The following is a 15,102-nucleotide window of genomic DNA, read 5'->3' as shown; positions in this document are numbered from 1 at the left end:
GAAGGCTTAGCTGAATCCGATCATCGGCCAGTAGATCATGGCAGAAAGTACGCAGATGGCGAGCAGGACGAGACACCAGGGGATGGCCACCTTGGAGAATTCGACCTGGGTGAAGTAGCCGGTGCTGTAGGCGATGATTGTCGGAGGACAACCGATGACGAGCATGATGAAGGATGTGGCCATGGGCGAGAGTAGGCCGACGGCCTCCACGCTCATGTTCATCATGCTGGCCATGGGCAGGGTCACTGGCAAGCTCAGGGCCACGGCTGCGGAGTTGCTCATCATGCTTGATAGTGCCGAACCGAAGAAGCTGATTCCGTAGTAGGTCACGAACTGGCCATGGCCTTCCAGCAAGGGCAGGCAGACCGAGGCGAGGTATTTGCCGAGGCCGCTGGAGAGCATGGCCGCGCCGAGGGAGACGCCGGAACCGAAGACGATCCAGGACTCCCAAGGGAACTTGTCGCAAATGGTCTTGAAGGAGACCCAGCCGGGGGCGCAAAACCCGGCCAGAGCAAGGGCCGCGACCACGCTGACGTGCCAGCCGGTCAGGTCGCCGGCGAACCACAGAATGAAGGCGGCGGAGAAAATCGCGGCCACGCCCTTCTCGGCGTTGCTCATGGGCGGCATGGACTCGATCTTGACGGAAGCGGGCAGTTCCTTTTCCTTGGGCCGGAAGATCAGGTAACAGATGGCCCAAGTGGCGACAGCAGTGATGAGAGCAACCGGGAATTCGATGATGGCGTACTTGAGGAAGCCGATTTTTACAGCCACACCCGTTGTATCCAGGATGTATTTCTGCGTGATGTCCACGGCCAGGGCGCAGCGGCCGCCGCCGAGCATGGTTCCAAAGCCGCCGGCCGATGCCGCGAGTGGTATGAGAATGATGAAGAACTTGCTCAGGTTGTTGCTCTTCTTCGGCGTGATGCCCATGCTCTGAAAGAGGGGCAGGATGGCGAAGAGCATGATGATGGTGATGGTCGCGTCATGAAAGAGGGTTGAGAGCAGGGTGCTGCTTACGGCGATGAAGAAGCTGAGCTGCTTCACCTTTGTTCCCGCGAACTTCAGGATGAAAAAGAGCAAACGCTTGGCCAGCCCGACTTCGTTCAGGATGACGCCGAACATGATGATCATCATGACGAACATGACGGTGTGGTTGGCGTAGGGAGCCCAGGCCGCAGACGACTTGGCGACTTTGAAAATGATCATGAGCGCTGTGGCCAAAAGGGCGGTGATGCCGATGGGGATGGCCTCGGAGACCCACAGGAAGACCACGGGCACCAGGATGGCACCGAGCCGGTGGCCTTCAACGGGCAGGCTTTCGGGGCGCGGAAGAAAATAGATCAAGAGAAAAATGCCTGCCGCGATCAGCAGCTTGATGACCATGGCCTTGGTGGACTGCGTCGGACCCTGGGGCTCTTCCTCGTGCATGAGGAGCTCATCTGGGGAAGTATCTCGCACGTCTTGTGCACTCATGGATTCTCTCCTTTTATATTCTATGTGTTAGCTTGTCGGTGACAACTTCGCTTGAGCAAACTGCGTATCAAAGGCCGCAGGACTCTTTGATTCTGCGGCCGATTTCCTTGTACACGTCGGAAAAACGCAAAAGGCCTATGAGCTTCTTGCCTTCCATGACGAAAAGAGAGTCATGCTTGAACATGACAAAGCGGTGGAAGGCATTGTTCAGGTTCGCGTCCAGATCGATGATCTGGGACGATTTTGCAGGCTGGATGAAATCTTTGACCAGGATGTCCTTGGCGGTGGTGCAGAGGTCATCGAGCGGCTTGGCCCACAGGGTGGTCTGCTCCTTCATGGGCTGGATCACGTAACTGAACTTTTCAACGTATACGCTGCTTTGCTCGTCGACCAGCTTTTCGTAGTCCGGTTCGAGTCCGCGGACCACGTCGAGGGGGGAGAGCTTGCCGACGACCTTGTTTTCACTGTCGGTCACCAGCAGGATGCGCTGTTCACGCTTCCCGGAAAGGTATTCCTCGTTGGCCCGCTCCAGGGCCATGACCGCTCCCGAGAAAGTGGCCGTGTCCGAAATTCTGGGGAATTTGGCTATGGGGACCATAAAGTCTTTTACGGATGCTTCCATTATCCATCGCTCCTTGGGGTTGGGCCGGAGTTGAAGAGTGTGCACCATCTTCGCTTCCGACGCAGGGTTATTGCCGATTTCAAGTCTTAAAATAATCTTGCAAACGCTGTGATGAGATTAACAATTCCTGTGCCAAGTTTTTTTGCGCGATATGTTTTTTTATATTTAACAATTTGTTTTAAATGATAATTATTTTGATATAAATTTCACAATGATTTTTTATTCTCGATGAAGAATTAATAAAATTGCATAATTTTGCTGCTTATTGCTTCTTTTCTTCTTGAACAAAGTGCGCTGCATCTGTTAGCAGGAAGGCTAATTTGCACGATTTTGCGGCGCGTTTGAAAGGATCGGAAAGTGGGAGGGAGTATGGTCAAGCTGAAGGTCTTTTTGGAATGGTTGCCCCGGGTATGGCGCGTCAGATCCACGCCTGTCAGGCGCAAACTGAGGACGCGCCTGCTCGTGACGCTTATCCCCACTTCCCTCATAGTGCTCGCGCTGATGGGGTATGCGACCTATTGGGCTTCTTCGGAGTTCATTTCCCTCGCCCTTGAACGCAATTCACGGATTCATGCCGTGACCACCGCCCACGCGGTGGAAGCGCTGCTTGAACGTTGCAAGCGGCATCTGCTTTTTGTAGCCCGCAACCCGATGAACGCGGAGGGCGTGGCCGCCTATCTGAAGGATCTTCGAGAGCTTGAAGGGCTGGAGTTTGTGGAGTTTGGCTTCATGCCCTTGCGTGAAGGGGAGCCTGTCGTCTTTGTGAGCCGCGAAGGGGAAAGCAGGCGATTGGCGCAGGAGGAAGTGGACGGCATTCGGCCTGGTCCAGCGCTTCTGTATGAGCATGTTCGCGGGTTGAAAGCCGGGGAAGTATGGCTGTCGGAGTTCGGGGAGGTGGAGACACCGTATCCGAGCGCTGAAAACCCGCGTGAACGTGTGTCCCGCGTGGCGTTGCGCATGGTCACGCCCTATGTGGGGCCTGCTGGGGAATTGGGCGGGTACGCCTATCTTTCCCTGAACGCCCAGGTGATCCGCAATGTATTGTCTCTCTATGAATCGTCCAACTCTCCCGTCTTCGCTTTTCCGCGCAATCCAAAGTTTCAGCGTTACACCTTTTTTTTCGATGTCGACGGCTGGGCGCTATTCCAATCGGAGTCGGAGCTTGATGATGACTCGCCTTTGCGGACCTTGAATATCCGCAAAACGCTATCCGGAACGCTTGGCAGACCTGGCTTGCCCGAGGCGTTCCGTCCTTCGGAGCGCAATGAGAACTATTGGCGGACCGTCGAGGATGTTCGCAAGGGTCACAAAGATATTGTCCGCCCGCTCAAGCGCGCGGACTCAGGTTCTCCCTACAGTGAACATTTTCTTGCCTACGCACCGGTGCGCCTGGGCTTGTCGCCGGGTCAGGACGCAGCGGTCATCGGTGGAATCGCTTACGAGGACCGTAGCGTGCTGGTCGATCTTGCAGGATACAGGCACATCGATGTCATGCTCATCATCAGTGCCATCTCCGTGCTGGTTCTGGTGCTGGCCATCGCTCTGGTGGCCAGGGGGACCACGCTCGGCCTGCAGGAGCTCGCCTATGCGGTGAAGAATCTGACGGAAAAGGGAGAGTGGGAGGAGGTTCGGCTGGTCGAGACGGGATACGAGGCAGAGATGCTCAAGGATTCGATCAATTCCATGATCCGGACGCTGCAGGCGCAGTTTGAGGAGATTAAATCAAAGGACCTGAAGATCGAATCCGTGACCTTGAAAGAGCCTGTGGAGCTCAGCATGGGACCCGCCGCCTCCACGCTGGACGAGAGCTTCCCCGAACTTGTCGGAGCGGGGCCGTTTATGAAGCAGATGAAACGAGACATCGTCAAGGCCAGCCAGGTCGAAGTGGACGTGCTCATCGAAGGCGAGACCGGCACGGGCAAGCAGTTGGCCGCCGAAGCCGTGCACCGTCTTTCCTCGCGAAACGGCAAGCCGTTCATTTCCATCAATTGCGGTGAACTGGATGAAAATCTTCTGCTCGACTCCCTCTTCGGTCATGTCAAAGGTGCGTTCACGGACGGCAAGGGGGACCGGCGCGGTGCTTTTCTGCAGGCCGATGGCGGAACGCTCTTTCTGGACGAGATTCAGTCCGCATCCCTGAAGGTCCAGCAAGCCTTGTTGCGGGCTCTTTCCCTGCGCAAGATCAAACCACTGGGCAGCGACCAGGATGTGGACGTGAACGTGCGTCTGATCACGGCCACCAATGTCGATTTGAAGGCCCTGATCGGCACGGGGAAATTCCGGGAGGATCTTTATTACCGGCTCAAGGTCATCACCATCACGACCCCGCCGCTGCGGGAGCAGCGCCAGAACATCCCTCTTTTGGCCATGCATTTCTTGAAAGAGGGGGAGCACATGGCTGGAAGAACCGGCTTGGCCCTTTCACGCGGAGCCTTGAAAGCTCTGATTTCCTATGATTGGCCGGGCAACATTCGTGAACTCAAGCACGTGATCATCACGGCGGCCGTCATGTCCGAGGGGCGGGTGATACAGTCCGAGCAACTCGGCATCAACGGCAAGGCGCGTAACGAGGGCGAGGACGAGAGCGCGGATTCGTTTGCGCGGGAGAATGGGGACGGTTTTGAAAATTCAATGCCTGCTAAATACGATAACGCGCAAAATGACGGCGGGTTGCCTTTTGACCTGAATTCCCGGCAGGTCATCGCATGCGAATATGTGCGCGAGCACGGGAGCATTTCGAGCAAGGATCTGCTCGGTCTCCTGGATGGTGGAATTTCAAAGCGAACCGCGAGCTATGACCTGCAGGATCTGGTCAGCCGGGGATTGTTGACCCGTGTCGGCCAGGGCCCCGCGACCCGCTATGTGCGTCCGGCCGATAACGCGAGAGTCTAGATAATGAGGCCGCCTCTCACCGACGGCCGGCAAGTCCGGTTTTCGCTTTCTTCAAGGGAATGATGACTTTTTGCGGCGCGGCCTTGTTGCGCACGCCGAAGGGCTCATATATGTATACGATGCGCTGTGGATATATGGAAACAAGGTTCGGCGGGAATTTCGATTGGGGGAGCCGGTATGTCAGGACTTGGTCTCAAAGGGCTCGGGGCAAAGATTGCCATAACCGCCCTGAGCTTTTCTCTGGTTCCGCTCATTGCCTTGGGCGTGACGATGTATTCCATGTTCGCCGCCACCTACAACTCCAAGGTTCAGACGAACCTGGCCACCCTCGCGGAAAACAAACGTCAGGGCATTGATCTCTTTTTGCGCGAACAGATCGCGCAGCTGCGTACACTGGCCTACTCCCACAGTGTCAAAGACCTCTCTTCTCCGGAGCTGCTGGAAAGCATTCTCGCCACCATGCAGCTCAGTTCCAAGACGTTTATCGACCTCGGGCTGATCAACGAGGACGGGGTGCATGTCAGTTATTCCGGCCCCTACAATCTGTCCCATGCCAATTACAAGAATGAGAAGTGGTTCAATGAAGTCATGTTGCGCAAGGTCTACGTCTCCGACGTATTCGAAGGTTTTCGTGGCTTTCCGCACATGGTCATCGCCGTGCAAAAACAAGAGAAGGGCAAGGTCTGGATTCTGAGGGCCACCATCGACTCCGATATTTTCGATTCCTTGGTGCGCTGGCTGCAACTCGGGGATCTGGGAGATGCGTATCTTGTCAATCGTGCCGGGGATCTGCAGACCCGGCCCAGATTCGGGAACAAGAGTCGGGATATCTATGCGCCCCTGCTCGGTACGCCATTTTCCGGGGCCAAGGTCCTGCAGCACGAGGCCGAGCAGAAAGAAATTTTCGTGGGCGGCATCTGGCTTGAGCAAAAGGAATGGCTCCTGGTCATTGAAGAGGACAAGCGCGGAGAGCTCCAGCCTCTTTTCAAGACGCGGATGGCGACATGGGGCGTTATGGGGGGCGGTTTCGCCGTGATCATCCTCGGCACCCTCATCATCACGCGCATGATCGTCGCCCAGCAGGAGAATGCGGGCAGACAGCAGGCGCAAATGAACGAGGAGCTGATCCAGTCCAGCAAAATGGCCGCCCTGGGCAAGCTGGCGGCCGGGGTGGCCCACGAGGTCAACAACCCGCTCGCGGTCATTCGGGAGAAGGCGGGTTGGATGCGCGACCTGCTCGAAGAGGAGGATGTCAAGGCCAGCCCGAATTTTCAGGAGTTCGTGGATGCCGTGGACAAGATTGAGCAGCATGTCGAGCGGGCTGGCACGGTCGTGCATCGCATGCTTGGTTTTGCGCGGCGCATGGAGCCGGTCTGCAACGACCTTTATATCAACGACGTGCTGAAGCAGACCACCGCTTTTCTCGAAAACGAAATCCGATTCAGAAATATCGAGTTGATCTGGGCGCTGAATCCGGACCTGCCGACCATTCAATCCGACGCCGCCCAGATCCAGCAGGTCATCCTCAATCTTTTTAATAACGCCATCGACGCCATCGGCCGCAATGGCCACATCACGGTGAAGACCGGATATGAAGCGGAAACGGATATGGTCAGCATTAGCCTCCGTGATGATGGTCCGGGCATGGACAAGGAGGTGCAGCGGCGAATTTTCGACCCGTTCTTCACCACCAAAAATGTGGGTGAGGGCACGGGCCTGGGCCTGTCCATCAGCTACTCGATCATCAACAAGCTGGGGGGAAGCATCCGCTTCGAGTCCGAGGCTGGAAAGGGGACCGAGTTCATAATTCTTTTGCCGGTGAAACATCATGACTGAAAAGACCGACGTTCAGATTGCGCTCGTGCATGCAGGACCTTCCGTGCTGGTGGTCGATGACGAGCAGGATTTTGTGGAAACCCTGGTCAAACGCATGGAACGCAGGGGATTCAAGGTCACTGGAGTAGGCAGCGGACAGGAGGCGCTGCTGCTGCTTGGAAAAGAGCATTTTGATGTGATCATCCTCGATGTGATGATGCCGGGGATGGATGGAATAGAAACCTTGCGCGAAATCAAGCTCGCCTGGCCCAAGATCCAGGTCATCCTCCTTTCGGGACATGGCGGCGAAGAAATGGGAATACGCGGGATGGCCTACGGGGCCTATGCCTATCTGCTCAAGCCCGTGGCCTTGAAGACAATCGTCGAGACGGCATACACCGCTTTTGAAGAAGCAGGGGTCCGCTAGCGGTACGCCATGCGCCAGTACACGCGACAAACCATAAAACGGAATTTTTTCGTGGCCATGTTGCTGGCTCCGTTCATTCCCGTGTTGCTGGCTTTGGGAACGGGCGGGTATCTTTTTTGGAATCATGCCCAGCAGAGCGGTCTCGATAAATTGACGCTGCTGTCCGCGTACAACGCGCGTGTGGTGGATCGTTTTCTGGATGACTTTCTGGGCGATCTGGCCATGGCCAGGGCCCAGCTGGAATATCCCGATTCCGCCGGATTGCGCGTCGTTTTCGAGACCTTGGCCGTCAAGCACAAGGGGCTTGTCGATGTCGCTCTCGTAAGCCCCAAGGGGATGGTGCTGGCTTACGCGGGGCCAAGCGTCTACAAGGGAACTCACGTTGTGCCGGGGCGATGGCTGGACGAAGCGTTGGAAAGGGGCAGCAGCATCAGCAGCGTGGTCTCCGGCCAAATGGGCCTCCCTCTCTGCATTGTGGCTTTGAGGGTCAATGCCGGCGATGAGATCGTTGTCATGCGGGCTTCTCTGGATCCGGCGGTTTTCACCAGCTTGTTCACGGTCGGACGCGGCGAGGGAGTCGATCTGTTTCTCGTCAACCCTGACGGGGAAGTCATTGCCGGAAGCGGCGGGCAGGTTCTGACCAGAGACCGGGCGCTGGTAGAGCATGTGTTCATGGATCGTGTCGGCACGGCGTTCCGGGATTCACTTTCCGACGCCGCCTATTCAAGCACCGTCATGAGCCATGGCGGGTGGATCCTGGGCGCGCGTAAGCATTGCGGCACACTATTCAGCGCCGCCGATTCGACGCTGCTTTTTTTGGGAATGTCCCTGCTTTCCGGAGGCATCATTGTCCTTTTGTCGTCATTGTATCTGACCGGATATGTGGAGAAAATGCTGCTGCAGCGTGACGAGGAACGCGAAAAGCTGCGTGAGCAGCTGTATCGGGCCGGGCGTCTTGCCGAGTTGGGCGAAATGGCCGCCGGGTTTGCGCATGAGATCAACAATCCTCTGCAAATCATGAAGAGCGACCAGGCCTATATCGAAATGCTGTTGCAGGATTTCAGGGCCAGGGCTGGAGAAGACGCCGAGTTTCTTGGCGACGTGGACGAGATGGCCGCAAGCGTCAACCAGATCAAGCTTCAGATCGACCGTTGCGCGCGCATCACCCATTCGATTCTGAGTTTCGGACGAGCGGGCAAGTCCGAGGCGCAGAACATCGATGTGTCCACGTTTATTCCCGAAGTGCTGACCATGATTCAAAAAAAGATTCAGCTCAGCAACATTGCCCTGCGGGTCGATATTCCACCCACGCGTCTGGTCGTGCACGTCGATCCTGCCCGGTTGCAGCAGGTTTTACTGAATCTGCTCAATAACGCCATGTATGCCATCAGCGAGACCGCCCATGTCCGGCCTGGCGAAATCGGTCTGGCCTGTTCCGCCGAGAGCGCGGACACGGTCCGTATCGAAATCAGGGACAATGGCGCGGGCATTGGCGAAGAGCAGAAGACGCTGGTTTTCACGCCCTTCTACACCACCAAGCCGGCCGGCAGCGGGACAGGGTTGGGACTGTCGGTCTGTCACGGGATAGTTGAGAGCATGAAGGGAGTTTTGGATTTTACAAGCGTGAAGGGGCAGGGGTCGACGTTTTATCTCCTTTTGCCCAGAGTTCCGTCTTCCCTGGAGTGATGGGAACACGCCGACTTGGCGGTTCTTTTGCCGGATGGACGGAGTGTCCGTGAATGTTCGAGCTTATGAAGAGGTGATCATGGATGATACATTGCGGGTTCTGCTGGTCGACGACGAGGAAAGCTATCTGGAAACCGCTGCCAAGATATTCCGGCGCAAGGGCATCGACGTGGAGTTGTGTTCCATTGGCAAGAATGTGGTGGATATTCTTAAAGACAAGAGATGCCAGGTGGTCGTGCTCGATCTGAAGATGCCCGGAATGACCGGGCAAGAGGTGCTTCGGGAAATCAAGGGCAGCCTTCCGGCCGTGCAGGTCATCATTCTCACCGGTCATGCCACCTCCGACGATGCCGCAGTGTGTCTGACCAGCGGCGCTTTTGATTTTTTGATCAAGCCGATAGAAATGAGCCACCTTCTTGACAGGGTCAAAGTGGCCTATGAAATGTGGAAATTGTCTTCCGATACGTGATTTTTTTTAAGGACAGACGAGGAGAGGCACGGTGAGCAGGCCCCATATTGTGATTGTGGACGATGAGGCGCGTTTTCGGGATACGATGGCAAAAATTCTGGAACACAAGCGCTTTGTGGTCAGTTTGGTGGAAAATGGCGATAAGGCTTTGGAATTTCTGGAGACCATCACCCCCGACGTTGTTCTGCTCGACGTGCGGATGCCGGGGCTGAACGGAGACGAGGCCTTGCCGCGTATTTTGGCTATGAAGCCGAAGACCAAGGTCATCATTCTTACCGGACACGGCGAAGAGCGGGCCGCGCGAAGGGCATTCATGGCCGGAGCGTTCGATTACCTGTGCAAGCCCTGCGATGTGGATGTCCTTGTGGCCCGCATACATGACGCCGTCCGTCCGGTGCCTGAAATCCAGGAGCGGGAGCGGACGATCGCCGAACTTATGATCCCCATCGACGAGTACACCTGCGTGCAGGCTTCAAGCACTGTCCGGGAAGGCATAGAGCGTCTCAAAGTCGCGGCGGAGAATTTCATTTCCACAGGTCTGGTTATGGAATGCGGTCATAGGGCGGTGCTGGTTTTTGAAGGGGAAGAGCTGGTGGGCGTACTGAACATGCGCAATCTTATCGAGGCGCTGCGGCCGGACTATGTCGCAGCGGCGCACGGTGGGATGAATCACGCAGTGAAATATTCAGGAATGTTCTGGCAGGGGCTTTTCAACACGCGGGTGCGCGATCTTGAGTCCAGATGCGTGCGTGACATCATGAACCAAAGGCCCCCGGTGGTGGATTGCGGAGCCAATCTGATGCAGGTGGCCGACCTTTTGTTTGAAGAAAACCGTCGTCGTGTGGCCGTTAAGCAGGAAGGCAGGATTGTGGGCGTCGTGCGCGAGCAGGAGCTATTTCACGAAATCTCACGCCTGGTCTTGCAGTGCCCATAGCCTGCCATCCCGGCTGGACCGCTGGTCAGGATTTGCAGGCGGCGATGATGGCACGCATGAAAGCGGGGAGATCATCGGGCGTGCGGCTGGTGATCATGTTCTTGTCGATGACGACCTCGTTATCCTGCCATTTGGCCCCGGCGTTGACCAGATCGTCCTTGATGGCGAAGAAGGAGGTCACGGTGCGACCTTTAAGGATACCCGCCGAAACAAGCACCCAGCCCGCATGGCAGATAGCCGCGACGATCTTGCCCTGCTGGTCGAAGGCCCTGACCAGGCTGACCGTGTTCTGATCCCGGCGCATGTGGTCGGGGGCGTATCCGCCGGGAACAATGATCCCCGCGAATTCAGCCACATTGATATCTGCCGGAGCCTTTTCGGATTTGGCCGGAGTTCCGTATTTGCCCTCGTAGCTCTGACCGGCCTTGCCCGAGACCACCACGACCTGTGCTCCAGCCTCCTTGAGCCTGAAATAGGGGTACCAGAATTCATGGTCGTTGAACTGTGTTTCAACCAGAAGCACGAATTTCTTTCCTGTCAGTTCCATCATTTCCTCCGTGAAGTTTTGAAAACCATCCCTTGCTCCTGAGTCGTGCCGGAAAGGTCCGGCGGGAATCGTGAGTCAGTTTGTCTTGCAGGATACGCTATTCGCCCTGACACAATTCCGGCCTTCGTGCTTTGCCTGATAGAGCAGTTTGTCCGCCTGCTCCAGGAGAAAGGAGCGGTCGCACTGGGTGACGTCGTTGCAGGTCACCGCCCCAATGGACACGGTGAGGTAATCGGCCACCGAAGAATCCAGGTGTTCGATATGCAATTCCTTCAGAGCGCGGCGGATGTTTTCTGCCAGATGGAGACAACCCTGCTCTTTTGTGTCCGGGAGCAGGATGATGAATTCCTCCCCGCCGAAGCGGGCCAAAAAGTCGGCCGGACGGCCCAGGGAAGACTGAAGAACCCGGGCCACGGCCTTGAGACAGTCGTCGCCGGCCATGTGGCCGTAGAGATCATTGTAGTTCTTGAAGTGGTCGATATCGATGAAAAGCAGGGACAGCGATGATTTTGTACGCAACGCCCTGTTCCACTCCTGGATGTAAATTTCGTCGAACCTGCGCCGGTTGGGAATGTTGGTCAGCCCGTCGAGGGTGGACAGGTTTTCGAGCAGGTCACGATTCCTTTTGAGTTCCAGATGATTGCGTATCCGGGCGCGAATGATCGGAGGGCTGAAAGGTTTGCGGATATAGTCCACGGCTCCGAGCTCAAGTCCCTTGGCCTCTTCGCTGGTTTCCCATTTGGCGGTGAGAAAAACGACGGGGATGTTGCGGGTCTTGTCATCCTTTTTGAGTTCGGCGCAAACTTCAAAGCCATCCAGGCCAGGCATGACGATGTCCATGAGGATGAGGTCCGGCTGTGGTTCTGCGCGAGCCATCTCCAGAGCCATTTCGCCAGTGGTGGCGTAGGTCAGGTCATGCTCATCTCCCAGGACGATTTCAAGGGCCCTGATGTTGACGGGTTCGTCATCAACGATCAATATCGTGTTTTTGCTCGGAAAAGGGGGCAAGGTAATGGCTCCTCCGGGATTGCGAATGGTGAACGTTCATGAGCTTTGAGGACTCTATTCAAGTCTAGACGGGTTTCTAAGCATCTTCAGTCGATCATGCAACCAAAGACCCTTGGCCAATGTGAAATAGTATGTACGTCACACTGGAAGTCGGAGGGTGCGCGAATTTTTCAAGACTATCCTATGACTTCGCGGCAAAAAGTCGGGAGATGCCGTAAAAAGTCATTCCCGCTCAGAAGGGAGTTTGTTCTTTTCAAGTGGTTAAAATATATGGATCTCCTTCTTCGAGGGTATGACGATTTTTTTGTCCAGATAACTGATATCAAGATTTTGTGTAAAAGCCCTCTTAAAAAAAACACAAGGATACTAAATGAATACTGACGGCGCGATGGTTTTTGAACAGACCAGAAAAATACAGCTCTACCATACGGACGCAACCGGCCGGATAACGCTTTCGGCTTTGTGCCGTTTTGCCCAGGAGAGCGCAGGAGGGCACGCCGAGCGGCTCGGGCTTGGCATGAAGCAGCTGGCTGCACAGAACACGGCGTGGGTGCTGCGCGAACAGGCCATGCATGTATCGCGGTATCCCGAACTTGGCGAAATGGTGCGAATTTCGACGTGGCCTACCCGGGCCGAAAGAATTCTCTGCCATCGCGATTACCGCATCTGTGATGAAAACGGTCAGTTGGTCGCCCGAGGGACGAGCGCCTGGCTCGGGCTGGACCTTGCCACAAGGCATCCACGCAAGGCCGATTCCTTTTTCCATCTGCCGGCCGAGCTTATGCCGGAGCCGGTCTTTGACCACCCGCTTGCGGCTTTGCAGGCACCGCAGGATGATTGCCTCGCGGATATCCGCACTGTTCGCGCAAGCGACATGGATGGCCTCGGGCACATGAACAATTTGCGTTACCTTGACTGGATTGCGGACCATCTGGCCCTGTTCGGCATGAAAACGCCTTTTGGCTGCGTGCGCATTCGCCACGCGCGGGAGGTCAGGGACAAAGACAAGCTCGAGGTACGGCATGCCGTGACGGGCGAGGGCGCCGTGCTTCTGCAGATGCGCCACCTTGAGCATGCGAAGGAGGTCTGTCTTGCGCGGCTGGATTTGGGTTCATCGAGGCACGCCGCGGGGGAATGATCTACGGGCCAAAACATGGCCCGGTGATGGCGGCAGGCATTCGCGGGGCGGGGGCGGATCTATCGCCTTGTCCGCTTATGGATTGGGTGCGGGGGCCTGCTCCAGTTTTGCGGACTGCACGGGCTCTTCGAGCTGGGCTTTGTACGCGGCCACCACAGCCTTGAAGGCCGGCATTTCCTTGCTTGCAATGGGGTCTGCCGGCATCGTCTTGAGCTTCAAGGGGTTGATGAGCTTGCCGTTTTGTCTCATGCGGAAGTCAAGATGCGGGCCGGTGGCGTATCCGGTGCTGCCGACATAGCCGATGGTCGCGCCCTGCTTCACTTTCGCCCCTTTTTTGGAGACTTTGGCGAATTTGCTCATGTGATTGTAGATGGTCTCATAGCCGTTGCTGTGGATCACGCGTACGAATCGGCCTTGGGACTTGTTGGAGCCGACCTGCGCGATGATGCCGTCGGCGACCGTGCTGATCGGGGTTCCGGTGGGCGCGGCGTAATCGATGCCCTGGTGCGGACGTCGGTATTTCAGAATGGGGTGCAGGCGGCTCATGGAATAGCCAGAGGAGATGCGCGTGAAGGGCAGCGGTGATTTGAGGAAGGCCTTGCGCAACGGACGTCCTTTTTCGTCGTAATAGGCCGTGTTACCTTTTTTGTCCGTGTATTGGTAGGCGTAGTAGGTCTGCCCCTGGTTGGTGAAACTGGCTGCCGCGAGTTGTCCGTACCCGACGAATTTGCCTTCCCTGGATTTCTTCTCGATGATGACCTTGAACGTGTCACCCGTGCGCAGATCCCGCGTGAAGTCGACGTCATAGGCGAAAACATTGCCCAGCCGCAGGGCCAGTTCCTCACTTTCGCCGGCGGTGGTCACCGCTCCGAACAGGCTGCTCTCGACCACTCCCGATACGGTTTTGGTTTCCGTTTCGTAGGGGATGGCTTCGCGTCGGAATTCATAGCCGGAATCGGTCAGGGAAACAACCAGACGTTCGTTTGAATCGATCTCATATTCCAGACCGATCAGGGCCTTGTTGGAATAGATCATGGTCCAGGGCTGGCCTGCCCTGAGATTGTCCAGGGGATAGAAGTCCTTGCTTTCGTTGCACAGGGAATAGATCTCGGGAAGTCCGAGATGGCCTTCCAGAAGCGTCGAAGGCGTATCTCCGCTTTTTATGGTGTCGCTCATGCGGGTGATTTCCGGTTCCCGCGGGGCGTACGCTTCGGGCAGTTCCTGGTCTTCCTGTTGCGGATCTGCAAACTCCCCATCGTCTTTAAGATCGTCGTATTGGTATTCGTGCCGGGTGGTTACGCCTTGAACGCTCCAGTCGATGCTGGACTGGGTTTCGTTTGGCGCGAGGAAGTTGAAGAAAATGGCGGCCCCGATGAGTGTCGCCCCCAGGAGGGCGAAAAAAGGCACGGTCAGCCGAGAAGACGCGGTTTTGCGCTTCAGGGACAGGTTGGCCGGTCGGCGAAATTTATGTCGATTCTTTTTTGTCATACGTCCGTAGGCTTTTTTGGCGATGGCCCGGATGATGCTTTGATCGGCTGGGTATGGTCACGCCCGGGCTTTGCGTTGAATTGGTCGTGCCCTCATAGCTGTGTAAGACTTCAAGCTCAAGCACTTGTTTCCCGGGTGGACAGATGTTCGGAATTTTGTCGATGTTCCGGCCGAGGGGTCGCGGTCATGACGCAAGAATCCTGCGCGGCTCCAAGAGCCGTTCCGGCTGCCGTGGCCATGTGTGTTAGCGGACTGTTTCGCGGCTGGGAGCTTCCTCGCTTACGCCGCCGAGCATCTCGACGCCCACTGCAAAATAGCCGGACAGCTGTTCGGGCCGGGGCGAGCACCAGCGTACCTTCCCTACGCGTCTGCCCAGTCCTGTCAGCGCGTTCTCCATGGCCTTACCCCGTACGTCGATCTTGACGTATTGCCCCGTGCCAAGCGGCATGTCCGTTTCGAGCAGCAGTCCGTTATAGCTGTAGTTGAGTACACGCGAGGATTGCTTCCGGGCGCTGTCGGAGCCTGGGTGCATCTCGCAAAGTTCCAGGCAGAGGACTCGTGGCCATTTTCTTTTTTCAAACATTGCCTGCTCCTGCACCGCCC

At 56.4% G+C, this 15,102-nt stretch carries 13 protein-coding genes; 7 read left to right on the top strand and 6 right to left on the bottom strand.

The window, feature by feature from the left end:
* Nucleotides 1–6 precede the first annotated feature (6 nt).
* Entirely contained in the window at nucleotides 7–1,473 is a 1,467-nt protein-coding gene (locus DBAC_RS10225) for an SLC13 family permease (protein ID WP_015774218.1), read from the bottom strand.
* 67 nt (nucleotides 1,474–1,540) lie between these two features.
* Nucleotides 1,541–2,095: a CBS domain-containing protein gene (locus tag DBAC_RS10220; protein WP_015774217.1), complete on the bottom strand. Its 555-nt coding sequence runs from the start codon at nucleotides 2,093–2,095 to the stop codon at nucleotides 1,541–1,543.
* Nucleotides 2,096–2,464: 369 nt separating this feature from the next.
* Here DBAC_RS10220 and DBAC_RS10215 point away from each other — a divergent pair, with 369 nt between their 5' ends.
* From DBAC_RS10215 to DBAC_RS10190, 6 genes are all read left to right on the top strand, one after another.
* Nucleotides 2,465–4,987 carry a sigma-54-dependent transcriptional regulator gene (locus DBAC_RS10215; RefSeq protein WP_015774216.1) on the top strand — a complete coding sequence of 841 codons (2,523 nt, stop codon included), beginning with the start codon at nucleotides 2,465–2,467 and terminating at the stop codon, nucleotides 4,985–4,987.
* Nucleotides 4,988–5,164: 177 nt separating this feature from the next.
* Nucleotides 5,165–6,823 carry a sensor histidine kinase gene (locus tag DBAC_RS10210; RefSeq protein ID WP_015774215.1) on the top strand — a complete coding sequence of 553 codons (1,659 nt, stop codon included), beginning with the start codon at nucleotides 5,165–5,167 and terminating at the stop codon, nucleotides 6,821–6,823.
* On the top strand, nucleotides 6,816–7,229 hold the full coding sequence (locus tag DBAC_RS10205) for a response regulator (RefSeq protein WP_050762079.1): 414 nt from the start codon (nucleotides 6,816–6,818) through the stop codon (nucleotides 7,227–7,229). Before DBAC_RS10210 ends, DBAC_RS10205 begins: the two co-directional genes overlap by 8 nt.
* A gap of 57 nt (nucleotides 7,230–7,286) precedes the next feature.
* Nucleotides 7,287–8,915: a sensor histidine kinase gene (locus DBAC_RS10200; RefSeq protein ID WP_228644981.1), complete on the top strand. Its 1,629-nt coding sequence runs from the start codon at nucleotides 7,287–7,289 to the stop codon at nucleotides 8,913–8,915.
* Between the two features lie 79 nt (nucleotides 8,916–8,994).
* The gene (locus DBAC_RS10195; protein ID WP_015774212.1) at nucleotides 8,995–9,384 is read left to right on the top strand and encodes a response regulator; all 390 of its coding nucleotides are present in this window, start codon (nucleotides 8,995–8,997) and stop codon (nucleotides 9,382–9,384) included.
* Nucleotides 9,385–9,415: 31 nt separating this feature from the next.
* The gene (locus DBAC_RS10190; RefSeq protein WP_015774211.1) at nucleotides 9,416–10,318 is read left to right on the top strand and encodes a response regulator; all 903 of its coding nucleotides are present in this window, start codon (nucleotides 9,416–9,418) and stop codon (nucleotides 10,316–10,318) included.
* A gap of 25 nt (nucleotides 10,319–10,343) precedes the next feature.
* On the opposite strand, the gene DBAC_RS10185 is transcribed toward DBAC_RS10190, so the two are convergent.
* The gene (locus DBAC_RS10185; protein ID WP_043810814.1) at nucleotides 10,344–10,868 is read right to left on the bottom strand and encodes a type 1 glutamine amidotransferase domain-containing protein; all 525 of its coding nucleotides are present in this window, start codon (nucleotides 10,866–10,868) and stop codon (nucleotides 10,344–10,346) included.
* Between the two features lie 72 nt (nucleotides 10,869–10,940).
* Nucleotides 10,941–11,873 (bottom strand): GGDEF domain-containing response regulator, encoded by a 933-nt coding sequence (locus tag DBAC_RS10180; RefSeq protein ID WP_015774209.1) that lies wholly within the window; start codon nucleotides 11,871–11,873, stop codon nucleotides 10,941–10,943.
* A gap of 370 nt (nucleotides 11,874–12,243) precedes the next feature.
* On the opposite strand from DBAC_RS10180, the gene DBAC_RS10175 reads away from it, so the two are divergent.
* Nucleotides 12,244–13,011 (top strand): acyl-[acyl-carrier-protein] thioesterase, encoded by a 768-nt coding sequence (locus DBAC_RS10175; protein ID WP_015774208.1) that lies wholly within the window; start codon nucleotides 12,244–12,246, stop codon nucleotides 13,009–13,011.
* Between the two features lie 75 nt (nucleotides 13,012–13,086).
* Here the strand turns inward: DBAC_RS10175 and DBAC_RS10170 are convergent, their stop codons facing one another.
* Nucleotides 13,087–14,499: a M23 family metallopeptidase gene (locus DBAC_RS10170; protein WP_015774207.1), complete on the bottom strand. Its 1,413-nt coding sequence runs from the start codon at nucleotides 14,497–14,499 to the stop codon at nucleotides 13,087–13,089.
* A 244-nt stretch (nucleotides 14,500–14,743) separates the two neighbouring features.
* Complete coding sequence (locus tag DBAC_RS10165; protein ID WP_015774206.1) at nucleotides 14,744–15,082, bottom strand: PilZ domain-containing protein; 339 nt, start codon at nucleotides 15,080–15,082, stop codon at nucleotides 14,744–14,746.
* Nucleotides 15,083–15,102 lie beyond the last annotated feature (20 nt).

The organism is Desulfomicrobium baculatum DSM 4028 (assembly GCF_000023225.1).
Classification (GTDB): Bacteria; Desulfobacterota; Desulfovibrionia; order Desulfovibrionales; family Desulfomicrobiaceae; genus Desulfomicrobium; species Desulfomicrobium baculatum.
The sequence above is the reverse complement of the archived record's forward strand: the minus strand, read 5'-3'. Positions and strand labels throughout refer to the sequence as shown.

Coding starts and splice junctions, on each gene's coding strand:
- DBAC_RS10225 (WP_015774218.1), bottom strand. CDS start 1,473: ATGAGTGCACAAGACGTGCGAGATACTTCCCCAGATGAGCTCCTCATG.
- DBAC_RS10220 (WP_015774217.1), bottom strand. CDS start 2,095: ATGGAAGCATCCGTAAAAGACTTTATGGTCCCCATAGCCAAATTCCCC.
- DBAC_RS10215 (WP_015774216.1), top strand. CDS start 2,465: ATGGTCAAGCTGAAGGTCTTTTTGGAATGGTTGCCCCGGGTATGGCGC.
- DBAC_RS10210 (WP_015774215.1), top strand. CDS start 5,165: ATGTCAGGACTTGGTCTCAAAGGGCTCGGGGCAAAGATTGCCATAACC.
- DBAC_RS10205 (WP_050762079.1), top strand. CDS start 6,816: ATGACTGAAAAGACCGACGTTCAGATTGCGCTCGTGCATGCAGGACCT.
- DBAC_RS10200 (WP_228644981.1), top strand. CDS start 7,287: ATGTTGCTGGCTCCGTTCATTCCCGTGTTGCTGGCTTTGGGAACGGGC.
- DBAC_RS10195 (WP_015774212.1), top strand. CDS start 8,995: ATGGATGATACATTGCGGGTTCTGCTGGTCGACGACGAGGAAAGCTAT.
- DBAC_RS10185 (WP_043810814.1), bottom strand. CDS start 10,868: ATGATGGAACTGACAGGAAAGAAATTCGTGCTTCTGGTTGAAACACAG.
- DBAC_RS10175 (WP_015774208.1), top strand. CDS start 12,244: ATGAATACTGACGGCGCGATGGTTTTTGAACAGACCAGAAAAATACAG.
- DBAC_RS10170 (WP_015774207.1), bottom strand. CDS start 14,499: ATGACAAAAAAGAATCGACATAAATTTCGCCGACCGGCCAACCTGTCC.
- DBAC_RS10165 (WP_015774206.1), bottom strand. CDS start 15,082: ATGTTTGAAAAAAGAAAATGGCCACGAGTCCTCTGCCTGGAACTTTGC.